21 protein-coding genes and 1 tRNA gene are annotated in these 22,249 nt (G+C 63.9%); 10 read left to right on the forward strand and 12 right to left on the reverse strand.

Annotation, left to right across the window (positions count from 1 at the left end):
* Positions 1–97: 97 nt before the first annotated feature.
* The 8 genes from Q1V43_RS02765 to Q1V43_RS02800 form a co-directional block, all read right to left on the reverse strand.
* Positions 98–1,063, reverse strand: a complete 966-nt coding sequence (locus Q1V43_RS02765; protein ID WP_300513702.1) for an oligopeptide/dipeptide ABC transporter ATP-binding protein — start codon at positions 1,061–1,063, stop codon at positions 98–100.
* Positions 1,060–2,034 (reverse strand): ABC transporter ATP-binding protein, encoded by a 975-nt coding sequence (locus tag Q1V43_RS02770; protein ID WP_300513704.1) that lies wholly within the window; start codon positions 2,032–2,034, stop codon positions 1,060–1,062. Before Q1V43_RS02770 ends, Q1V43_RS02765 begins: the two co-directional genes overlap by 4 nt.
* Entirely contained in the window at positions 2,031–2,966 is a 936-nt protein-coding gene (locus tag Q1V43_RS02775) for an ABC transporter permease (RefSeq protein ID WP_300513706.1), read from the reverse strand. Before Q1V43_RS02775 ends, Q1V43_RS02770 begins: the two co-directional genes overlap by 4 nt.
* Before the next feature lie 14 nt (positions 2,967–2,980).
* Positions 2,981–3,964, reverse strand: coding sequence for an ABC transporter permease (locus Q1V43_RS02780; RefSeq protein WP_300513708.1), 984 nt, complete (start codon positions 3,962–3,964; stop codon positions 2,981–2,983).
* A gap of 362 nt (positions 3,965–4,326) precedes the next feature.
* Positions 4,327–5,907: an ABC transporter substrate-binding protein gene (locus tag Q1V43_RS02785; protein WP_300513710.1), complete on the reverse strand. Its 1,581-nt coding sequence runs from the start codon at positions 5,905–5,907 to the stop codon at positions 4,327–4,329.
* A gap of 340 nt (positions 5,908–6,247) precedes the next feature.
* Entirely contained in the window at positions 6,248–6,631 is a 384-nt protein-coding gene (locus tag Q1V43_RS02790; RefSeq protein ID WP_300513712.1) for a carboxymuconolactone decarboxylase family protein, read from the reverse strand.
* A 98-nt stretch (positions 6,632–6,729) separates the two neighbouring features.
* Entirely contained in the window at positions 6,730–7,821 is a 1,092-nt protein-coding gene (locus Q1V43_RS02795) for an aromatic ring-hydroxylating dioxygenase subunit alpha (protein WP_300513714.1), read from the reverse strand.
* Positions 7,818–8,705: a MurR/RpiR family transcriptional regulator gene (locus tag Q1V43_RS02800; protein WP_300513716.1), complete on the reverse strand. Its 888-nt coding sequence runs from the start codon at positions 8,703–8,705 to the stop codon at positions 7,818–7,820. Before Q1V43_RS02800 ends, Q1V43_RS02795 begins: the two co-directional genes overlap by 4 nt.
* Positions 8,706–8,779: 74 nt before the next feature.
* On the opposite strand from Q1V43_RS02800, the gene Q1V43_RS02805 reads away from it, so the two are divergent.
* From Q1V43_RS02805 to Q1V43_RS02825, 5 genes are all read left to right on the forward strand, one after another.
* Positions 8,780–11,233 (forward strand): FAD-dependent oxidoreductase, encoded by a 2,454-nt coding sequence (locus Q1V43_RS02805; RefSeq protein WP_300513718.1) that lies wholly within the window; start codon positions 8,780–8,782, stop codon positions 11,231–11,233.
* A complete protein-coding gene (locus Q1V43_RS02810; RefSeq protein WP_300513720.1) occupies positions 11,230–11,430 on the forward strand; it encodes a hypothetical protein in 201 nt (66 codons plus the stop codon). The genes Q1V43_RS02805 and Q1V43_RS02810 overlap by 4 nt, the downstream gene beginning before the upstream one ends.
* On the forward strand, positions 11,427–12,005 hold the full coding sequence (locus Q1V43_RS02815) for a dimethylsulfonioproprionate lyase family protein (RefSeq protein WP_300513722.1): 579 nt from the start codon (positions 11,427–11,429) through the stop codon (positions 12,003–12,005). The genes Q1V43_RS02810 and Q1V43_RS02815 overlap by 4 nt, the downstream gene beginning before the upstream one ends.
* Positions 12,006–12,123: 118 nt before the next feature.
* Positions 12,124–13,227: an enolase C-terminal domain-like protein gene (locus Q1V43_RS02820; RefSeq protein ID WP_300513724.1), complete on the forward strand. Its 1,104-nt coding sequence runs from the start codon at positions 12,124–12,126 to the stop codon at positions 13,225–13,227.
* Between the two features lie 15 nt (positions 13,228–13,242).
* On the forward strand, positions 13,243–14,517 hold the full coding sequence (locus tag Q1V43_RS02825) for an aminotransferase class III-fold pyridoxal phosphate-dependent enzyme (protein WP_300513726.1): 1,275 nt from the start codon (positions 13,243–13,245) through the stop codon (positions 14,515–14,517).
* A gap of 3 nt (positions 14,518–14,520) precedes the next feature.
* Here the strand turns inward: Q1V43_RS02825 and Q1V43_RS02830 are convergent, their stop codons facing one another.
* Positions 14,521–14,985, reverse strand: a complete 465-nt coding sequence (locus tag Q1V43_RS02830) for an Rrf2 family transcriptional regulator (RefSeq protein ID WP_300513728.1) — start codon at positions 14,983–14,985, stop codon at positions 14,521–14,523.
* A 65-nt stretch (positions 14,986–15,050) separates the two neighbouring features.
* Positions 15,051–15,617, reverse strand: a complete 567-nt coding sequence (locus tag Q1V43_RS02835; RefSeq protein ID WP_300513730.1) for a DUF2478 domain-containing protein — start codon at positions 15,615–15,617, stop codon at positions 15,051–15,053.
* A gap of 48 nt (positions 15,618–15,665) precedes the next feature.
* Here Q1V43_RS02835 and Q1V43_RS02840 point away from each other — a divergent pair, with 48 nt between their 5' ends.
* The 4 genes from Q1V43_RS02840 to Q1V43_RS02855 all read left to right on the forward strand — a co-directional run bounded on the left by Q1V43_RS02840 (position 15,666) and on the right by Q1V43_RS02855 (position 19,894).
* A complete protein-coding gene (locus Q1V43_RS02840; protein ID WP_366146199.1) occupies positions 15,666–16,091 on the forward strand; it encodes a GtrA family protein in 426 nt (141 codons plus the stop codon).
* Positions 16,092–16,189: 98 nt separating this feature from the next.
* Entirely contained in the window at positions 16,190–17,224 is a 1,035-nt protein-coding gene (locus tag Q1V43_RS02845; RefSeq protein ID WP_300513732.1) for an NAD-dependent epimerase/dehydratase family protein, read from the forward strand.
* Positions 17,205–18,935 (forward strand): hypothetical protein, encoded by a 1,731-nt coding sequence (locus Q1V43_RS02850; RefSeq protein WP_300513734.1) that lies wholly within the window; start codon positions 17,205–17,207, stop codon positions 18,933–18,935. Before Q1V43_RS02845 ends, Q1V43_RS02850 begins: the two co-directional genes overlap by 20 nt.
* Positions 18,932–19,894, forward strand: a complete 963-nt coding sequence (locus tag Q1V43_RS02855; protein ID WP_300513736.1) for an SUMF1/EgtB/PvdO family nonheme iron enzyme — start codon at positions 18,932–18,934, stop codon at positions 19,892–19,894. The genes Q1V43_RS02850 and Q1V43_RS02855 overlap by 4 nt, the downstream gene beginning before the upstream one ends.
* Before the next feature lie 194 nt (positions 19,895–20,088).
* On the opposite strand, the gene Q1V43_RS02860 is transcribed toward Q1V43_RS02855, so the two are convergent.
* Positions 20,089–20,922 carry a hypothetical protein gene (locus tag Q1V43_RS02860; protein WP_300513738.1) on the reverse strand — a complete coding sequence of 278 codons (834 nt, stop codon included), beginning with the start codon at positions 20,920–20,922 and terminating at the stop codon, positions 20,089–20,091.
* A 307-nt stretch (positions 20,923–21,229) separates the two neighbouring features.
* Positions 21,230–21,313: transfer RNA gene (locus tag Q1V43_RS02865), tRNA-Tyr, on the reverse strand.
* A 139-nt stretch (positions 21,314–21,452) separates the two neighbouring features.
* On the opposite strand from Q1V43_RS02865, the gene rlmB reads away from it, so the two are divergent.
* Complete coding sequence (gene rlmB, locus Q1V43_RS02870) at positions 21,453–22,232, forward strand: 23S rRNA (guanosine(2251)-2'-O)-methyltransferase RlmB (RefSeq protein WP_300513740.1); 780 nt, start codon at positions 21,453–21,455, stop codon at positions 22,230–22,232.
* Positions 22,233–22,249 lie beyond the last annotated feature (17 nt).

A 22,249-nucleotide genomic window follows, 5' to 3' on the forward strand; every position in this document is an offset into this window, starting at 1 on the left:
GCAGCGAGTGGGATTTTGCCGCCCCCCGGGCCGGTTGGGGCGAGGGGGCCTCGGGGTCATATAGCCGACGACTTGCGCCATGCAGGCTGTAGCGGCGTCATTCGGCGAGGTGACAGGCAACCTTGCTTGCCGCCAGGGCGCGCATTGCGGGACGGTCCTTGCGGCAAACATCCGTTGCGATCGGGCAGCGTGGGTGGAAGGCGCAGCCCGACGGCGGGTCGATGGGGTCGGGGATTTCGCCCTGCGGCGGGGGCACTTCGCGCCCGAAGGCATCCATGCGCGGAGCGGCGCTCAGCAGCATCTGCGTATAGGGGTGTTTGGGCGTATTGAACAGCGTTTCGGGATCGGCCTCCTCGACCAGACGGCCCAGGTAGAGCACCCCGATCCGGTCCGCCATGTGTCGCACCACGGTCAGGTCGTGGGTAATCAGCAGATAAGTCAGGCCGAACTCATCCTTCAGGTCGCTCATCAGGTTTAACACCTGTGCCTGCACCGACACGTCCAGCGCCGAAGTCGGCTCGTCACAGACGATCAGTCGAGGCTCTGAAGCCAGCGAACGCGCGATGCAGATGCGCTGCCGTTGCCCGCCGGAAAACTCATGCGGAAACTTGCCCGCATCCGAGGCATGCAGCCCCACCTGTTCCAGCAGCTTCTCGGCCAGCCCCTCGGTCTTGCCGCCTTGCGCAGCTACAGGTTCGACGATGATGTCACGCACCCGCCAGCGTGGGTTGAGCGAGGCATAGGGATCCTGAAAGATCATCTGGATGTTCGACCGCGACGCGGCGATCCTGTCGGCATCCGCTTCGGTCATCAGGTTCACCCCCTCGACCTCGACATTGCCCTCGGACGGGTTGAGCAGACCCACCAGCATCTTGCCGATGGTGGATTTGCCCGAGCCGCTTTCGCCAACCAGCGCATAGGTCGTGCGTTCCTCGATCTCGAAATCCACGTCGGAGACGGCGGTCAGGAAGGCTTTCTTGCGGCCTTCCAGCACCCGGTTCAGCCAGGGCTTCGACACGTCGAAGACCCGCGTCAGTCCGCGGACGGTGACATAGGCGCTCATTGGACCTCCTCCGGCAGCATCGGGAACCAGCAGGCCGCGCGCTCATTGGCAACCGGGGGCAGCGGCGCGGCACGGCATTTGTCCCGGGCATGCGGGCAGCGCGGGTGGAAGGCGCAGCCATCGGGCATATGGTGCAGGCGGGGCATGGCGCCGGGGATCTGGTGCAGCCGCTTCCTGCCCTGCGAAGCCAGCGGGGTCGAGGCCATCAGCCCGTGGGTATAGGGGTGCTGCGGTACGGTCAGCACGTCGCGCACGGTGCCCAGTTCGGCCAGGCGGCCGGCGTACATGACCGCGACACGGTCGGCGGCTTCGGCGATGACACCCATGTCATGGGTGATCAGCATGACCGCCGTGCCGCGTTCATGGCAGAGCCGTTTCAGCAGCGAGATGATCTGCGCCTGCACCGACACGTCCAGCGCGGTGGTCGGTTCATCCGCGATCACCAGGCTGGGTTCGGCACAGAGCGCCAGCGCAATGACCACACGCTGTCGCATGCCGCCCGAAAACTCGTGCGGATAGCTGTCGATACGCTCGGCGGCGCCGGGAATGCCGACCTCTTCCAGCGCGGCGATGGCGCGTTCACGCGCCTCTTTCCGGCTGATCGGCAGGTGGGTCAGCATGGTTTCGGTCAGCTGATCTCCGATGGTCAAGAGCGGGTTCAGCGAGGTCAGCGGATCCTGGAAGATCATGCCGATCTCTTTCCCGCGCAACCGGCGCATGTCCTCGCCCTTCAGCGGATCGATACGCCTGCCATTGAGCCAGATTTCCCCGCCCGAGATATGCGCAGGCGCGTTCAGAAGGCCGATGACCGCATTGCCGGCCATCGATTTGCCCGCGCCGCTTTCGCCGACCACGCCCAGGATTTCACCCTTGCCGACGTCGTAGCTCACGCCATCGACCGGCTTGACGATGCCCTGACGGGTCGGGATTTCGACGGAAAGGTTGCGGATGGAAAGAACAGGTGTGGTCAACGGAGCCTCGGGTTCAGAGCATCGCGGAGCCAGTCTCCCAGCAGGTTGACGCTCAGCGCCAACGCCAGAAGGGTACAGGCCGGAAAGAACAGGATCCACCATTCGCCCGAGAACAGGAAACCCTGTCCAATGCGAATGAGTGTTCCCAGCGAAGGTTGCGTGGGCGGCGCGCCGACGCCCAGGAAGGACAGGGTCGCCTCGGCGATAATGGCGAGCGCCAGCGAGATGGTGGCGATCACCAGCACCGGCGACAGGGCGTTTGGCAGGATGTGCTTGATCATGATCGCCCAGGGGCTGCGTCCGATCATCCGCGCGGCGGCAACGTACTCCTTGTTTTTTTCGACCAGCGTGGCGCCGCGCACGACGCGGGCGAATTGTACCCAGTCGGACAGACCGATCGCCAGGATCAGCACCCAGATCGCCATCTGGTCGCGATATTCGACCGGGGTGAACCCCTTCGCCACACCGAAGATCAGCATGGCGACCAGGATCGACGGGAAGGTCAACTGCACATCGGCAACGCGCATGATGATGGTTTCGGTCCAGCCGCCGAAATAGCCTGACACCAGCCCCAGCACGATGCCCAGCACCATCGCGAAGAGCACGGCGGCGACACCGACGAAGAGCGAGACCCGCATGCCGTAAAGGATGGTCGAGAACACGTCGCGCCCCTGGTCATCCGTGCCCAACAGGAAAGTGTTGCCGGTAAAGGCGTTGGGTTCCAACGGCGGGGTGAACCCGTCCATCAGGTTCAGGCTGGCCGGGTCGAACGGGTTGGTCGGCGCGATCAGCGGCGCGAAGACGGCCGACAGGACCAAGAGGCAGACCACCGCAAAGGACACCAGCGCGACGGGCGACCGTTTGAAGGCATAAAAGAAATCGCTTTCCAGAAAACGCTGCCAGCGCCCCTTGTCCTTGACCTCTGTTGTCATTGGTGCATCCGTCATCAGTGCCCCCCGTTCCGGTCAACCCGAAGCCGCGGGTCAATGAAGACATAAAGAATATCGACGATCAGGTTGATGCCCACGAACATGACCGAAATCAGCATGAGGTAGGCGGCCATCACCGGAATGTCGACGAACTGGATCGCGTTGATGAACAACAGGCCTACACCGGGCCACTGAAACACGGTTTCGGTGATGATGGCGAAGGCGATGATCGCGCCCAGTTGCAGGCCGATGACGGTCACGACCGGCACCATCGTGTTCTTCAGCGCGTGGCGGAAATTCACCACCCGGCTGCGTAGCCCGCGCGCGCGGGCAAAGCGGATATAGTCCTGCCGCAGTACTTCCAGCATTTCCGAGCGCACCAGGCGCATGATCAGCGTCATCTGGTAAAGCCCCAGGGTAATGGCTGGCAAGATCAGGGCCTTCCAGCCGCTTTCGGTCAGGAACCCGGTGGTCCACCAACTGCCCAACTGCACGGTTTCACCCCTGCCAAACGAAGGGAGCCACCCAAGCTCAACCGAGAAGAGATAGATCAGCAGGATACCGATCAGGAAGGTCGGCAGGGATACTCCGATAAGAGATGCCGCCATGATCGTATGCGCCGTGGGGCCGTTTCGTCGGATCGCGGTAAAGACACCCAGCGCAATGCCCGCGAGAATCGCCAGCACGCCCGATACGGCGGCCAGTTCCAGCGTCGCGGGTGCGCGTTCCAGCAGGATCTCGGCCACCGGGCGGCCCTGGCGATAGCTCACGCCGAAGTTGCCCTGCGCGGCCCCTTCCAGGAACTTGAAATACTGAATCGGAAACGGCTGATCCAGGCCCAATTGGGCGCGCAGGCGTTCCACATCCTCGATCGTGCGCTCCTGACCGAGCATATTGTCGATCGGGTCGCCCACGAAACGGAACATGGAAAAGGCAACCAGCCCAACGATCAGAAGAACGAGGAGCGATTGCCCAATGCGTCGAATGACAAAGGCCAGCATCTGTTTTGTTATCCTTCCCCGCCCCCTTTTGGCCGGGGGTTGTCCGGCTCCCGGTTGATCCGGGGTTCCGGCCCAGAAGATCAGCTAATGGTCCCCGAGCGCAAGGTGAAAAAACTATCCGGCCGTCGCGTCAACGCGTTGACACGGGGCGCGCGCCGGATCAGGGGCTGCATATAGAGCGGTACATGGGCGACCTCGTTCCGCAGGATCCCGGTGATCTCGGCGCTCATTTCCTTACGTTTGTCGTCTGCCGGTGCCGGTCGCCCCGCGTTTTTCAATGTACCTGTACAATTCCAATGAAAAACCCGGGGGAGCCACGCCCCCCCGGGTTCACATCCAGGCCAAGCCTGTTTGGGAAAGCCCTATTTCATCGTGATATATTTCACCTTCGGCTGGTCTTCCGGGTCGACCTCGATGCCGACACCTTCGCCCATGCCCCAGTTCAGCACCTGGTGGTGGATCGGGATGTAAAGCTGCTCATCCTGCACCACGCGCCAGATTGCCGCGATATCCGCGTTGCGGGCTTCCAGATCGGTATTCGAGGCCAGCGACTCGATCTTGGCGTCGATCTCGTCATTGTCGAAACCGGTTCCGTTCCAGGTGCCGATATCGCTTTCGCGCCCGTGTACCAGGAAGTTGAAGATATACTCGGAATCGTAGGTCGGCACGCCCCAGCCCAGCATGTAGAAGTCGGTTTTGCCTTCGGTGATCTTCGGGAAGTGCTGCGCTTTCGGAATGGCATCCAGATTCACGGTGATGCCGATCTGACCCAGCATGCCGACGGCGGCCTGACAGATCGCCTCGTCATTGATGTAGCGGTCGTTCGGGCAGTCCAGACGGATCGAGAACCCGTCGCCGTAACCGGCCTCGGCCATCAGCGCCTTGGCGGCTTCGACATCGGTCGAGCTTTCGCCGTCCATCGCGGCGGTCCAGCCGTTGACGAAGGGCGGGGCGATCATGCCGGCCGGCTGCGACTGGCCACGCATCACGACCTGGCGGATGGCGTCGCGGTTGATCGCCATCGACATGGCCTTGCGCACGCGCACATCGGCCAGCGGGTTGGCACCATCCACATTGTCGGCCTCGATATCCGCCGAACCCTGGTTCATGCCGAAAAAGATCACCCGGTTCTGCGGCGCCTGTTTGACCACCAGGCCGGGGGCGCTGTCCACGCGGGCCAGATCCTGCACCGGCATGTCCTGCAGGAAGTTCACCTCACCCGACAGCAGAGCGGCGACACGGGTCGCGGCGTTCTGGATCGGGGTATAGACGATCTCGCTAACCTCCATCGGGAACTGGTCGCGGCCCCAGTAGGCCTCGTTGCGGGTCATGACGGTTTTCACGTCCGGCTCGCGGCTGGTCAGAACATAGGGGCCGGTGCCGTTGGCATTCGTGGTGGCATAGGTGATCTCGCCGCCCTCGAAGTCCTGCACGTTCACGGTGTTGTTCGCCTCGGTCCAGCCCTTGTCCATGATGAACAGGTTGGTCAGGTTCGAGGGCAGGATCGGGTTCGGCCCGTCTGTAACCATCTCGATCGTGTAGTCATCGACCGCACGTACTTCGGTGATCGAGCCGATCAACTCTTTCATGTCCGAGTTGGGCTGCTTGGCGCGGTCATAACTGAAAACCACGTCCTCGGCGGTAAAATCGGACCCGTCATGGAACTTGACGCCCTGACGCAGCTTGAAGACCCAAACGGTCGGGTCGTCCGGGCTGGGGGCCCATTCGGTCGCCAGGGCGGCTTCGAAGGCGCCGGTGGTGTCGCGAATGATGAGCGGCTCGTACATCTGGTGGCGAATGGTGTGTGTCGGCCCCTCGTTCTGCGCATGCGGATCAAGAGTGAGGGCATCGCCGGCCCGGGCCCAGCGCAGCGTTTCGGCGCTGGCCGGCAGGGCGGTGGCAGCGACCAGACACGCAAGGATGGTGTTCATTGCGGTTTTCATGTGATCTCCCTTAAGTCTTTTCTTGGTTTTGTTTGTGGTGGCAAGTCTTTGCCAATTCGGGTGAAATATCAAGGGTTCGCCGAGACCTGACGCGACGGCAATCAGGTTGCCGGGGGACGCCAAACGTACCGCCCCGACGGTGGGCCGACGGGGAAAACCGCCGCTCGGTCCTTGCTGCACAGGGCCCCGGACCGCGAAACGGGGCCAGGCGCTTGTGCCTGACCCCGAAAGCGTGAGGGCGAAATTCCTGCGTGCGAAGGGGGACGTCCGCGTGGTGTGTTTGGGACCGGGGCGGGCGAAAAGGCCCCCTCCCGACAATGGGCCATGGGGGAGGGAGGAGTCAGTCCAACTCCAGCACCTTGCGGGCCACGCGGAAACATTCCAGCGCCTGCGGCACGCCGCAGTAGATGCCGACCACGTGGATGATGGCGCGAATCTCTTCGGGCGAAACGCCGTTGTTCACCGCGCCGCGGCAGTGGATTTCCCATTCATGCATCTTGCCCAATGCGCCGATCATGGCGAGGTTCATCATCGACCGCGTCTTGGGCTCGATCACGTCGTCGCCCCAGCCGAAGCCCCAGCACCAGGCGGTCATTGCCTCCTGGAACGGGCGGGTGAAGTCGTCAGCGGCGGCGAGGTTCTTTTCGACATACTCCGCGCCCAGGGTGGATTTGCGTTGTTCCAGTCCTTTCAGGAACAGGTCTTCGTTGAAGAGGTCAGCCATTGAATTTCCTTCGTCCCAAAGCGTGAGGCGGTGTTGCCGGGCCTGATCGTAAAGCGGTTTCTTCCGTTGGTGTAGATGTCGCGCGTGGTCGTGCCGGCTCAACCATCCACGGCCTCGCGCATCCAGCGTTGCAGGGTGGCGATGGAATGTTCGCTCATCACGCCGCAGGCCGGGTCCAGCACCAGCGGGCCTGGGCGGTAGCCCTTGGAGTGCAGCCCGCGCTGCACACTTTCGACCAGCCGAATATCCTCTTCGACCGTTGTTTCACGGTCCTGCACCGCAAGCCCCCGGATCACGTCGCTTTCGGCGCCTTCGGGCGTGTACCAGCCGCGCCAGACGGTGCATTGATCCGCGCTGCCCGCGCGCCAGTGATAGGTGTTCAGCACATTGCCCGGGTAGCATTGGAACGAGAACATCGGCCACAGGAACCAGCTCTGGTAATCGCCCGCATGGGGCACCGACAGGTCGATCGGATAGGTCATCTTGTCCATCGACTGGCATTCAGTCACGTGGCGCAGAACGTACCCGCCGCCCGCGTCCGGCTGGATGTCGTAGGTTTCCGGTTTGATGACACCCTCGGCGAAAGTCGGGTGGTTGGACGGGCAGTGGTAGCACTCCGAGTAGTTCTCGACCGAAACCTTCCAGTTGCAGTTTTCCGGCACCTCGACCCATTCCAGCGGGGCCAGATCGGCGATATGGGACACGTAGCCCGCGATTTCCGCGCGTACGCCGGGGTACCAGTCGTCCATCGGGGCCGCACCGTCGTCGAGGTTCACGAAAAGAAAGCCGTGGAAATCCTCGGTCCGGACCTCGGTCAGGCAGATTTCGGACCGATCGAATCCGGGCACGGATTTCGTGTTCGGGCCCGCGCGCAGCTCGCCGGTCAGCTCGTAGCTCCAGGCGTGGTAGGGGCAGACCACCACGCGGGTGTTGCCGGTGCCCGTGACCATCTCATGCGCGCGGTGCTGGCAGACGTTGTAGAAAGTGCGCACCACCCCGTCGCGACCGCGGATGCAGAACAGGCTCTGGCCGGCGATCTCGAAGGCGAAATAGTCGCCCGGGTTGGCCACCTGACTGACATGTCCGGCAAATTGCCAGGTGCGGGACAGAAGCCCCTCCATCTCCTGCGCGAAAATCTCCGGGTCGGTGTAATAACGCGCGTCGAGCGACCGGGTGAGCGGTGCGTTCATTCAGGATCCTCCCTGTAGATGCCAAGCTGGTGGCGGCGGCGGTGAAAGGTTTCGACCCGCTCGACGATCTCTTCGCTCGCGACAGCGATGACGAAGCTCAGCAGCGTTTCCAACAGGGCGATGGTCGAGACGGAAGAGGGGAAGAACTGCGGCGCGTCTGCCTGCACGATGAAGCCGTGATCAGCCCCGCGCAGGATCGGGCTGGCCGGGCTGTCCGAGATTGCGACGATGGTGACGCCTTGTTCGCGGGCAACCTCGATCGCGTCGATCACCTCGGAGCGGTAGGGGCGGCAGGTGATGGCGATCAGCACGTCCTGGTCATCCGCCCAGGCGAGGTCATCCACGGCGGTCGAACCGGAGCGGGGGATGGCGTGGAACCGGGTCATGCCGGTCGAGGCCAGATAGGTGAAATTGCGGGCATTGGCGTTGTTCACGCCGACCCCCAGGGTAAAGACCTGCCGGCTGTTCCAGATCCGTTCGGCCGCCGCCTTCAGGTCCGTCACGTCGATGGCGGCAAAGGTTTCCTCGATATTGGCCAGGGTGCCCGAGATAGCTTCGGCGTAGAGCGCGCCCAGCTCGCCCCGTTTCGACACGTCTTGAAGCCAGCGTGCACGGTCGGGGAAATCGACCATGCCTTGCCGTATGGCATCGCGAAATGGTTCGCGGAAATCTTCGTAACCGTCGAACCCAACTTGCCGGGCCATGCGGACCACGGTGTTGGGTTTTACATTCGCCGCCTCGGCAATCTCGCGCACGGTCGAAACCCCCACGTCGCGCGGGTTCTCCAGCACGTAGCGCGCGGCTTTCTGCGCCTCGGGTGTCAATTCGTCCCATTCCTCGGAGAGGCGGGTGAGAATCTCGGATGATACATTTGTGCCATTCATGATTGACCATGGTATATTTGTACGCTTAGCCTGTCGAGAGGGAATCCCTCCCAACCGGAAAAGGACACAGAGACATGGTCGCAGACCTCCCCTCCCACGCCCGCGTCGTCATTGTTGGCGGCGGCGTCATGGGCGTCGGGCTTGCCTATCACCTCGGACACGAGGGCTGGGGCGCCGATACCGTGCTCTTGGAAAAAGCCGAGCTGACCAGCGGCTCGACCTGGCACGCCGCCGGGCAGATCACCCATTCGACCTCGTCCTTTTCCCTGGGCAAATGCGTCGATTACAACATTGGGCTCTATTCCGGTGCGCTGGAGGCGGAGACCGGCCAGGCCGTGACCTGGCACGGCTGCGGTTCGTTCCGCCTGGCCTATACCGAGGAGGAGATGGACTGGCTGCGCCACACCCTGTCGGTGGCGCGTTCGTTGGGGTTCAACATCGAGCTGGTGGGGCCTGACCGCGTTGCCGAGCTGCATCCTTTCTACAACCTCGACGGCGTGCTTGGCGCGTTGCATACGCCCGATGACGGTCATGTGGACCCGACCAATGTGACCATGGCCATGGCGGCCGGGGCGCGGGCCAAGGGGGTGAAGATCGTCCGCCGTTGCCGGGCGACCAATATCACCCAGACAGCCAGCGGCGAATGGGTGGTCGAGACCGAAAAAGGCACGATCACCTGCGAACATGTGGTCAACGCGGGCGGCACCTATGCGCGCCAGATGGGCGAATGGTCCGGGCTGCAACTGCCCATGACCTCGATGACGCACCACTATTTCGTGACTGAACCTGTGCCCGAATTTGCCGCACTGGACCACGAACTGCCGGTCATTCGCGATGACAAGAAAGTGTCGGGCTACATTCGGATGGAGCAGAAACGCGGGCTCATCGGCATCTATGAAAAGGAAAACCCCAACACGGTGTGGGAGGATCACTGCCCCTGGGAGGCCGAGAACGAGCTGTTCGATGCCGATTACGACCGGGTCATGCCCTGGCTGGAGGAAAGCCTGAACCGCATGCCGATATTTGCCGATCTGGGCATCCAGCGCGAGGTGCATGGCGCGATCTCGCACCCGCCCGACGGCAACCCGCTGATCGGTCCGGCGCCGGGGGTGAGGAATTACTGGTGCTGCTGCGGCACGCAGATCGGCATCGGCTGGGGGCCAGGGCTGACCCGCGAGCTGGCCCGCTGGATGGTGCATGGCGCCGCCGACATTTCGATGCGCGACTATGATCCGCGCCGCTTTGGCAGCTACGCGACCAGGGACTGGCAGGTGGTAAAGGCGAAAGAAGACTACTGCCTGCGCCACGAAATCCCCTTCCCGCATTTCAACCGCCTTGCCGGACGACCAGTGAAGCCCTCGCCCTTCTACGACCGTCTGAGGGCCAAGGGGGCCGTGCATGAAGAAGTCTACGGCCACGAGCGCCCGCGCTGGTTTGCGAAGGGTGGCGTGGCGTCGCGGGATCACTACTCCTTCCGGCGCTCGGTGGTGGATGAGATGGTGGCCGCCGAGGTGAAGTCCGTGCGCGAAGCCGTTGGCATCATGGATATTTCCGCCTTCACCAAGGTCGAGGTGTCGGGGCCGGAGGCAGAGGCCTTTCTGGATCGACAGGTGGCCAACCGCCTGCCGCAGAAGGTGGGCGGCATCATCCTGACCCACATGTTGAACCGCGCCGGTCGGATCGAGTTGGAGACCACCGTGGTGCGGCTGGCCGAGGATCGCTTCTACCTGGTCTGCGCGGCCTTCTTCGAACAGCGCCTGCTGGACCACCTCGACCACCAGCGCAGGGGCGAGGATGTGACCGTCACCCTGCGCTCGAACGACTGGGCGGCGCTGGCGCTCAATGGCCCGCGCGCCCGCGATGTGCTGGGCGCCTGTACCGCGGCCGACCTCTCGAACGCCGGGTTCCGCTGGATGTCGGCGCAGGAGATTACCGTCGCCGGGGTCACGCTCTGGGCCTTCCGCATGTCCTATGCCGGGGAACTCGGATGGGAGCTGCATATCCCCCGCGACGGGGCGCTTCAGGTCTATGATGCGCTCTGGGCTGCGGGCGAGGCGCATGGCATTGCCGATTACGGCAGCTTTGCCATGAACGCGATGCGGCTGGAGAAGGGCTTCAAGGGGGCAGGGGAACTGACCAACGAAGTCACCCTGCCCGAGGCCGACGTCATGCGCTTCGTGAAAACCGACAAGGACTGTCTGGGCAAGGAGGCGTCACTGGCGGACGACCCGCGCTGGCTCTGCGCCTATCTGGAGATTGAACCGGACGGGCAGATCGACGGCCATGGCGGCGAAGCGGTGCTGCTGGAGGGCAGGGTGGTCGGCTCGACCGCCTCGGTAGCCTACGGGCCGAGCGTCGACAAGGTGCTGGCCTTTGCCTATCTGAAACCCGAGGCCGCACAGCCGGGTACAGTGCTGGAGGTGGTGATCCACGGCACCCCCCGCGCGGCCAGGGTGCTGGGCGCCCCCGCCTACGATCCCGACAACATCCGTCCCCGCGCGGACATGGTGCAGGAGCCGGCCGAATGAGCTTTCCAGATGCGCCGTGCGCCACGGTCGCAATGGGCCGTGGTTATCTGAATCCGGTAATCCCGCACCAAGGCTGGAAACGCCCGGACCCCGCCCCCGGCGAAGTGCCGGCCACCTATCCACTGGCCGAACTGCATGACACGCAGGCGGTTTTCATCTCCAATGCCCATGCGGGCAATATCGTGGTGGAGCCATGACCGATCTTTCCCTTGTTCTCGAGGCCGCGCGCGCCCTGCACGCCTCGCAGCCCGCGCTTTCTGCCTATGCCCCCTGGCCTGCGGATCTGACCCCGGCCAACCTGCCTTCGCGCCCGGTGCCAGCCGCCGATCTCGTGGCCGATTTTCCGCTGTCCGGGATCGACATGACCCAGCCGCTGATCGACGCTGTGCGCGCGACCACGCATCTGGCCGCGTGGAAACGAACCTATGGCGAAGAAGAAGTCGGCGCCGACTTCCGCAACCGCTATGGCTATTACGAGCTGTTCGGGCCGACCGGGCATTTCCACTCCGCCTCCCTGCGTGGCTACATTGCCTATTGGGGCGAGGGGCTGCGCTATGACTGGCACAGCCACGAGGCCGAGGAGATATACCTGTGCCTTTCGGGCGGGGCTGAGTTCGAACGCGAGGACGGGGTGGCCTTTCTGGGTGCGGGCGATACGCGCGAACATGCCGGCTGGCAGGCCCATGCCATGACCACCACGGATCGGCCGATCCTGACCTTCGTTCTTTGGCGCGGCGCCGGTCTGGCCGGGCTGCCGTTGATGAACCGATGACCATTGCTCGGACCATCGGCGCCCGCATCCGAGCCTGCAAGACCGTCCCGCCGTCGATGCCCGGGCTGGGCGTGCCCCCCGTTCCGGACGTTCCCGTCAGCCCTGTGGAGGTTTACGAATGAGAATAACCCGCCTGTCCCTCTGGCATGTTCCGTTGACCAGCCACGAAGCCTATTACATGTCAGACGGCAAAACCTGCGACACGGTGGAAACCGTGGTGCTGCGCCTCGACACCGACGGCGGGCTGGTCGGGTGGGGAGAAGTCTGCCCGATCCCGCATTACCTTCCCGCCTATGCGCGCGGCGTGGGGGCGGCGCTGGGCGAACTGGCGCCGGTCCTTCTGGGGGCCGACCCGGTCGGACCCGAGGCTCTGATGGCCCGGGCAGAGGCGTTCCTGAAAGGCCACCGCTACGCCAAATCCGCGCTGGACATCGCGCTGTGGGATCTGACCGGCAAGGCCGCCGGGCTGCCGGTATACACGCTTCTGGGCGGGCGGCGCGCTGCGGACATGCCGCTATATCACTCCATCACCTGTATCGCGCCCGAGGACATGGCCCGCATCGCCAGGGAGGCCCGGGCCAGGGGCATGGCACAATTTCAGGTCAAGCTGGGCGTGGACGGCGATTGGCTGGCCGATGTCGCCCGCCTGCGTCTGGTGCGCGAGGCGGTGGGGCCGGGGCCGCTGGTCTATGGCGACTGGAACTGCGGGGCGACCTCTCTGGACGCCACCCGCGTCGGCCGCGCCGTGGCGGATCTGGATGTGATGCTGGAGCAGCCCTGCGCCACGATTGCCGATTGCGCCCGTGTGCGCGAAGCCACCGGCCTGCCGATGAAGATGGACGAAAACGCCCATGATACCGCGTCCCTGCTGGAGGCCCACGGCGCCGGGGTGATGGATGCCGTGGCGCTGAAACTGTCCAAGTTCGGCGGGCTTTCCGCAACCCGCCATGCCCGCGACCTCTGCCTGCATCTGGGGGCCAGGATGTGCGTGGAATGCACTTGGGGATCGGACATCGTCACCGCCGCCGCGTTGCACCTGGCCGCCGCGACGGATCCCGCACGGCTGATGAACACCTGCGACCTGTCCTCCTACGTGTCGCCCCGGCTTGACCCGTCCGCGCCGGAGCGGCTGAATGGCCGTATCACCCCACCCGAAGGGGCCGGACTGGGCATTTCCCCCGACCTCGACCTGCTTGGCACCCCTGACCTGATTCTGGACTAAGAACGGACTGGCCCGATGAACAGACTGCACACCCAAGACGAATGGATCGCCCGCGCCCGACGGGTGCTGCCTGCTGGCGGCTTCGGTAATTTTGACCCGGGCATCATCATTTCCCACGGCGAAGGCGCGCGGGTTTGGGACGGGGACGGGCGCGAGTATGTCGACTACCTGATCGGCTCCGGCCCGATGCTTCTGGGCCATGGCCACCCGGAGGTGATGGAAGCGGTGCTGGAACAACTGCCCCGCGGCATGACCTATTTCGCCAACAATACCAAGGGGATCGAACTGGCCGAGGCGATCATCGACGCGGTGCCCTGCTGCGAACAGATCCGTTTCGTCGCTTCGGGGGGCGAGGCCGATATGTACGCAATTCGCCTCGCGCGCGCCTACACTGGCCGCGACAAGATCCTGAAGTTCGAAGGCGGCTATCACGGCATGTCCGCCGAGGCGCAGATGAGCCTTGCCCCCACCATCGAACGCAACTTCCCCGCCGCCGTGCCCGACAGTGCGGGCATCCCGCAAGGGGTGGCCGACCAGATGCTGATCGCGCCCTACAATGACCTGGCGGCGGTCGAGAGCCTGCTGGACGAGCACGACGACATCGTCGCCATCATCGCCGAGCCGCTGCAACGCATCATCCCGCCAGCGCCCGGCTACCTCGAAGGGCTGCGCGCGCTGTGTGACAGATACGGGGTGCTGTTGATCTTCGACGAGATCGTCACCGGCTTTCGGCTGGATTACGGCGGGGCGCAGGAACGCTATGGCGTGACGCCGGATATCTGCACCCTGGGCAAGATCACCGGCGGCGGCTTCCCGCTGGCAGCACTTGGCGCCTCGGCCCAGATCATGGCCCATTTCGACAAGGACGCGGTGGGACAGGACAGGTGGCTGATGCAGCTGGGCACGCTGTCGGGCAACCCGGTGGCCTCGGCGGCCGGGTTGAAAACGATGGAGGTACTGCGGCGCGACGGCACCTATGACCGGTTGCGTGCGCTGGGAACGGAGCTGCAGGAAATGCAGGGCAAAGCCCTGTCTGCGGCGGGCATCCCCCACCAGGTCGTTGGCGATGCGACCCTGTTCGACATCTATTTTACCGAAACGCCCTGCCGCGATTACCGCTCTGCGCGCCATGACGACCCCGGCGTGAATGCGCGTTACAATGCGGTTCTGCGCGAACACGGCGTGTTCAAGTCACCCGGCAAGCTCTACCCGTCGTTGGCATTGACCGACGCGGATCTGGACCTGACCCGCGTTGCGGTGGAGAAGGCGGTGGCGGCGATCGCAGGCTGACGCTCAGGCGTGTTCGCAGCTCATGTGCAGCATCTGTTCCAGGTCGAACAGATGTTCAAGCCCGGTGTTGCCGTCCACCAACTCGTTCAGGCTGATCATGTCGAGTTCGGCGTAAAACGCATCCAGCGCGCGTCTCAGGGCGATCTTCAGACGACAGGTCGGCGCGATGGGGCAGGTGTTTTCGGCCGCAGAGAAACATTCGGCAAAGGGCAGTCCCGCCTCGAATACGCGGAAAACCTCGCCCACGTTGATCTGGGACGGGGGGCGGCTGAGGCGGATGCCGCCGCCGCGCCCGCGCGTAGTTTCCAAAAAGCCACCATGGCCCAGTTGGTTGATGATTACGCCCAGATGGTTGGCCGACGCATTGCAGGCCTCGGCCACTTCGGTCTTGCGTACAGTTCGCCCGGTATTCACCGCGCAGAACATCAGCGCACGCATGGCAAGGTTCGTCTTGACGGTCAGACGCACGGAGGTCGGTCCCTTTTTTCCTTCCCCTGCATAGGATAATCCGCCCGCGCGATCCTTGACATAAATCAGGACGCAGAGGGGCGCCGGGCTTCCTCTGCCGCCTGCCGTGCCCAGTCGAGAATCACCTCGAGTTCCGCCGCCAAAGGCGTGGCCTGTCCCCCGCAGAACGAATCGAGCGCCGGTCGATTGGCCTCGTTCACGCCCACCAGCACCGGGATGCCGGCCACTATCGCCGCCCCGATTACATCGCGAAATCCGCGCCCCGCGGTCTCCTGCTTGCCGAACTTGTTGATGATCACCAGGTCGGCGCCACGGGTCACATTGGCCAGCGTCAGGGCCACGCTGTCCTCCAGCCCCGCCGGGTCAAGACGGCAGCCCGAGGCGCCGGGGCCCAGGCTGGTGGAAATGCGCAGGGTCGGCCCGTTCGGAAGCACCAGCACATCCATGTCGCAGAGAAGCGAGCGTGGCGTTTCCGTATCGGTCTGTACCGTGCCTGCCAGGCGAAAGCCCTCGGCGGACAGTATCGGGGCCGCGCGGGCCAGCAGCCGGTTGGTTTCACCCCGGCCGGAGGCGGTGACATGGGCAATCTTCATGGGCCTGCCTGACAATCGTGATCCCGGCAGGGATGCCATGCCGCGCGGGTCTTGCGCAAGGGGCGGGGCCGTGGTCAAGTCGCGGCCATGGCTCGGCTGACGAATACCCAACTTGTGACCCGATACACGGGCTTTGCGGTTCTGGCGACGCTGGCCAACCTGGCCGCGCAACGGGTCAGTCTTGCGGCCCATGACGGGGCGGGTGCTCTGGCGCTGGCCATCGGGGTTGGCACCGGGGTCGGGCTGGTGCTGAAATACCTTCTGGACAAGCGCTGGATCTTCTTCGACCTGTCATCCGGGGCGGCGACCCATGGGCGCAAGTTTGGCCTCTATACGCTGATGGGGGGCGTCACCACGGCGATCTTCTGGGGGGCGGAGGCCGGGGCCTGGGCCATCTGGGGCACGCAGCTGGCCCGCGAGTTGGGTGCCGTTGCGGGTCTGACCGTCGGCTATGTGGTCAAATACCGCCTGGACAAGCGTTACGTCTTTACTGGGACCGGCCCCGCAGCTTGACCTGTATCATGTCGGAACCCCGTGTCATCGCATAGGGTTAGGCTGCATTCCTCCAACAGGAGGGTTGAGGTCTTTTCGACAGGTAAACGGGGGGCGTCATGCGCATTCTAGTCACCGGTGGCAGCGGCTTTCTGGGCATCAACCTGATCCGGTTCCTCCTTGCACGCGGGCACGAGATTCGCAGCTGGGACATTGCCCCGTTCGACTATCCGGAACGCGACCGTATCGACGAGCTGCATGGCGACATCCGCGATCTGTCCCTGCACGAGCGCGGCTTTGCCGGGATCGATGCCGTGGTCCATTGCGCCGCTGCCCTGCCGCTGTGCTCCGAGGAGGAGATATTCTCGACCGATGTCGGGGGCACCAAGGCGCTGCTGCGCAGCGCCGAGGACAAGGGCATTGCCCGTTTCGTGCATATCTCCTCGACCGCCGTCTATGGCGTGCCCGACCACCACCCGCTTTTCGAACATGATCCGATGGTCGGCGTCGGCCCCTATGGCAGCGCCAAGATCGAGGCCGAACGTGCGATAGATGCCTTCCGCGCCCGTGGCCTGACGGTTCCGATTCTGCGCCCCAAGAGCTTCGTCGGCCCGGAACGTCTGGGTGCTTTCGAACTGCTGTATGATTTTGCCGTGACGGGGCACGGGTTTCCCGTTCTGGGCAATGGGCAGAACCTCTATCAGCTCCTGGATGTCGATGACCTGTGCCAGGCGATCTGGCTCTGTCTCAGCGCGTCGTCTGAGCGCGTGAACGACACGTTCAACGTCGGCGCCGGCCGCTTCGGCACCCTGCGCCAGGGCTTCCAGGCGGTGCTGGATCAGGCGGGTTTCGGCAAGCATGTCGTCGGGTTTCCGCTGGCCCCCGCGGTGGCCACGCTGCGCGCGCTCGAAGCTCTGCATCTCTCGCCGCTCTACAAGTGGATTTACGAGACTGCCGGCAAGGACAGTTTCGTTTCCATAGACAAGATTGGTGACAGGACGGGTTTTGTGCCGCAATATTCAAATGAAGATGCTTTGTTAAGAAACTTCGATTGGTATGTCGCAAATCGCGGCCGCATTTCGGCGAAGGCGGGTGTCAGCCATCGCGTACCTTGGAAGAAGGGAGCTTTGGGCCTTGTTAAATTGGTCATTTAAGGGGGCAGTCCTGGTCGGGGCGCTGCTGGGGAGCATTCCGGCCCTGGCGCAAACCGCCGAGGAACTGGAGGCTCAATGGGCCACCTATCAGGAGGTGCGGCCCAAGGGGATACACGAGCTGCAGCCCTACCGCCAGGAAACGACCGCGCCCCTGAAGGACGGACGGGTGGTGCGCCTGGTGTCGCTGAACCCGGCGGTGAACAGTTGGTTTTTGCTCAGGCTCGAAACCGCCGACGGCAAGGTTCAGGACAGCTACCACCTGGAAAACCCGGACCCGGCGGGGCAGACGCTTGGCCTGTTTGGCGACGGGCGCACGGCGCTGGTGGTGGAAAATGCCGAAGGCACCATGCGCTGCGCGCCCTGGCTGGGGTCGGCGGGGTCACTGACCGTTGCGCGCAAGACCGGGCTGCCCTTCGCGCCGCTCTGCGGAGATCGCATCTATCTGCGCAACCAGGTCTCGGGCTCGCGGTCGAACCTCGAAGCCACGACCGAGTTCCTGCGCGACAACGTGTGGGGTGGCGAGCGGATCGTAAACTTCGTCAAGGGCACCTTCTTTCGTGACAGCGAGATGACGACCTCCGAAGCGCTGGCGGCAAGCGGGCAGGGGCGTCTGGACATCGGCCCCGGTGCGGCGGAGATGGATTTCGCGCTGGAAGACCGCCCTGTGGTGCGCACCTACAATGCGCTGGGGTTCGACGGGGCCGAGAACAAGAACATGACCATGGGGCTCTGGTATCCGATTGCCGGGCTCGAAGGGGTCTTTACCTCGACCATCCAACCCCGCCACCTGGCCCAGTCCGTGCTGAAAGGCGAGGGCAAGACCAATTGGCTCGACGCGGTGGAAAGCCGGGCAAACGCGCATTTCGTGGGTTTTGACCTGTCGCGCTTCGATCTCAGCTATGCGGTCGGCACGGCCCATCCCGGCCTGGGGTGGTCGCCTCGCCCGCCATGGGACGTGCGGCCACGCGGCATGCCCGGCCCGGACGGGGTCCGATCAGCCAGGCCGCTGGTGCGCCTGGGCATGATCCCGCCGCAGAAAGCTGACCGTGCGATTGCCGTTTTCACCGGCGGGTTCAAGCGTGAGCATGCGGCCTTCAAATGGGGCGAATACATCCGGCTGAACTATGGCACCCATTACGGATTCATCGAAAACGGGGTGATCCTGTCCAAGTTGCAGCCGCGCCTGTCAACGCTCTACGTGCTGACCGACGGCACCATAGGCATGAAAACCTGGACCGAGGATGACAATCGAATGCTGCCGCGCATCCGTTTTGCCCGTCAGAACGGAGTGCCGCTGGTCGAAAACGGCATTCCCGGACCGCTGGTGCCCCACTGGGGCGCGGGCAACTGGTCGGGCTCGGCCGAGGCCAAGCTGCGCACCCTGCGAGCAGGCGCCTGCATGAAGGAAGAGAACGGCCGGCAGTGGCTGATCTACGGCTGGTTCTCGACCGCGACGCCCTCGGCAATGGCGCGCAGTTTCCAGGGCTACGGCTGCGACTATGCCATGCTGCTGGACATGAACGCGATGGAGCACACCCATCTGGCGCTCTTTACCCGAAACGAAGGCTCTCTGCATGTCGAACACCTGATGCCCGGCATGGCGGCAATCGAGAAACGGGCGCGTTCCGGCGACGTCATCCCGCGGTTCCTGGGTTTTGTCGACAATCGCGATTTCTTCTACCTGACCCTGAAGGAGGGACTTGAGCCATGATGCTGCGTATCCTGCTGATCCTTGCGAGCCTGACCACCCCTGCGGCGGCCCAAACCCTGGCCCAGCAGAACGCCCGCATGTTCGAGGCGCTTGACCGTGTGCACAACCTGTCGGCACGCGAGTTGGCGCGCATCAAGGAAATCTTTGCGGCTTCGGGGGTCGCCGGCCAGGGCAACCCGGCCATTTCGGTGCACCCGCTGACGCCTGAACAATGCGCCGCGCGCATCCCCGGTGGGCCGTCCAGCTATGACAATGCCCGGAACCGGCGCATATGCGGCGACCGCTACATGGCGCCGCTTTATGATCCCGCCACGCAGCGGCCCGAGGATGCCAAGGCCTGTATCGACATGTTCGAGTTCCCGAACATCCCCTGCACCTACCCGGTGGTCTGGATCAAGGCGCGCGAGGCGGCGCAGGTCTGTGCCGCCCAGGGCAAGCGGCTTTGCGATGCGCATGAATGGGAAGGGGCCTGTGCCGGCGCATTGACGGAACCGGATTACCGGTTCGGTGCCGGCTCGGTTGCCGCGATGCGCAGTTGGCACAACAACAAATATGCGCCGACAAAGAACTGGGCCTATGGTTCCAGCTACCAACGTGGGGTCTGCGCCGCCGATAGCGCGAAAAGCCCCGGCTGTGCCGGTGGCGGATTTGGCCGCTGCGGGTCGAACACCTACCCGACCGGCTCCTTCCCCGGATGTGTCTCGGCGCTGGGCGTCTACGACCAGCACGGCAATGCGGCGGAACACATGAACCTGCCGCTGGCGCCAGACCAGATGACCTCGGCCGGCGGCATGGGGGTGACGGAGATGAAAGGCAGCTGGTTCATCTTCGACAAGTATCGTGCGCACGAGGACTGGTGCCGCTGGCGCGCGCCCTATTGGCACGGCAGTCAGGTGATGAGCACAGGCAGCCACGCGAATTACCACCTGGGGTTCCGCTGCTGCAAGTCGGTGGACTAGGTGTTTCGTGAGAAATCTGACTCGCGGGTTTTGCTCGAAACGCCCACGACATTGATGGGTTCCATGGCGTTTCCACTCAAACCTGTCTCAGGTTCAAGTGGAAACGCTTCAGGACCGGGCGGGTGACTGGCCCGCGCAACAAAAAACGCCCGTCGGAATCCCGGCGGGCGTTTCAAGTTTGCAACGAAAGTCGCCTAGTACAGCGAAGCCTGCAGCCGCGCCGGGTCCACCGGGCCTTCGGAGCTGACCAGGCCGGCCAGTTCCGGGTGGCGCATGAGCTCTTCCAATGGCACTTTTCGGCCGTTCACATAGGCGATGCGGGCGACCAGGCGAATGCCGTGGCTGTAATCCGCATATTGTGCGCCATGCACGGTCGACAGGGGCTGAATCGGACGGCCGTTCGGGCGGTGCCAGCCATAAATCGCCACCTGCCCGGGTTTGCTGTAGAGCCGGGTGGTCAGCACGAGGTCCTTCTTCTGCCCGGCTGTCAGCGTGTCCAGAAAGCGGGTCACGCGGGCGCGCTGCTGCGTTACCGTGGCGTCATGACGGCGCATGTAGTCGGTTGTGACCATCGCGCTGGTCGGTTTCATCGGCGAGGGCGGCAGTTGAACGTCGGCCTGTTCGTATATCGCATCGACAATGCGGGTGGTGGGCAGGAAGAACCCCAGCTCGTCCGCAATGCGCGCTGCGGCGGGCAGACCCAGTGGCACGCGCACGTAATCGCTGTCCGAGCCGACGGCCAGGTAGTCCGGCGTCACGCAGAGCACCACGACAACCTGTTCGCCATTCGACAATGTGCCGTTAAAGCCGACGGGCACCAGCTGGCGCAGATATTCTGGGATATTGCCAGACAGCACCTCGCGGGTGATTGCGCTGTCACGCTCGACGCCGCCAAGGCTCATCACGCGGTCCATCACGGCACTGCCGGAGGTCGCCCGTGCCGTGCGGCGAGGGATTTCACGGGTCAAGTCATTGCCGCACAGCACCAATGCCTGCGCGGGGGCGGCCGCAAGGGAAGCAATAGCCATGGACACAGCAAAGGCCATGCGCTTGAACGAAGCAAGGTGGATCATTCTGGTTCTCTGTCCCGTGAGTGGTCTTGCGACACCGTTTGACACGTCAATTGGCGTCGTTTCGCATTGAACGGCGTTTTCGGTCAACATCGGGTTAACATAAAGCTTCCGCTAGGCGGAAACCTGCCCGCCCCATGCGATTTTTCGCCAAAACTACTGAAAAAGCGCGAAAATTTCCGAGCCCGAAACGTAGGTTTCCCTGCCTGCGACGGAGTGCCACCCGCGTCGAGCAGCCAGTTTCATGGGTTGTCCGAGGGGAAAGTGGTGGGCGACCTTGGAATCGAACCAAGCGTGCGTCTCCGCGAGGGAGTTACAGTCCCCTGCCACACCTTGCGGCCTGTCGCCCACTTGCCCGGCGCTTGCGCTGCCTGACGTGAGGGGCTGAATAAGCCCAGTGCATTGCGGCGTCAACTGGAAAATTGCTTGCGATGTGCCTTTGTCTGACGCATTACCTGCGCCTGTCATACATGCAGGGGAACGGACCCATGAGAAAGCCCAAATGGGTCATCGAGAAAGAGCAATCCAAGCGCGCGGCGGCGGCGCAGACCGTGTGGCTTTTCGGGCTTCACGCGGTGCGCGATGCGCTAATGAACCCGGCCCGGGAACGCCTGCGTCTGGTGCTGACCAAGAACGCCGCCGACAAGCTGGGCGAGGCCATCGCCGCTTCGGGCATGGCGCCCGAGATCGTCGATCCGCGCAAATTTTCGGTTCCGATTGATCCGGGGTCCGTGCACCAGGGCGCAGCGCTGGAAGTGAAGCCGCTGTCGTGGGGCTCGCTCGAAGAGGTCTGTGTGCAGGGCGAGGGCGCTCCGCTGGTGCTGCTTCTGGACCGTGTGACCGACCCGCATAACGTGGGGGCGATCCTGCGGTCTGCCGAGGTGTTCGGAGCGCGCGCGGTGATTGCGCCCGCCCGCCACTCGGCGCCCGAAACAGGGGCGCTGGCCAAGACCGCCTCGGGCGCGCTGGAACGCCAGCCCTATCTGAAGGTGCGCAACCTGGCCGACACGATGGAGGCGCTGCGCGAAATGGGCTTTCTGCTCTACGGCATGGATGGCGAGGCCGAGGTCACGCTGGATCAGGCTTTGGACGGCGCGACGGGCAGGGCGATCGGGCTGGTGCTGGGCGCGGAAGGCCCGGGCCTGCGACAACGCACCAAGGAAACCTGCGACAAGTTGGTCAAGATCGACGCCGCGCGAGGATTCGGCTCTCTGAACGTCTCCAATGCCGCCGCCGTGGGACTTTATGCGGCGCGGGCGCATATGTAGGCCCACACAACCGGTCA

The organism is Aliiroseovarius sp. (assembly GCF_030148435.1).
Lineage (GTDB): Bacteria > Pseudomonadota > Alphaproteobacteria > Rhodobacterales > Rhodobacteraceae > JASBTN01.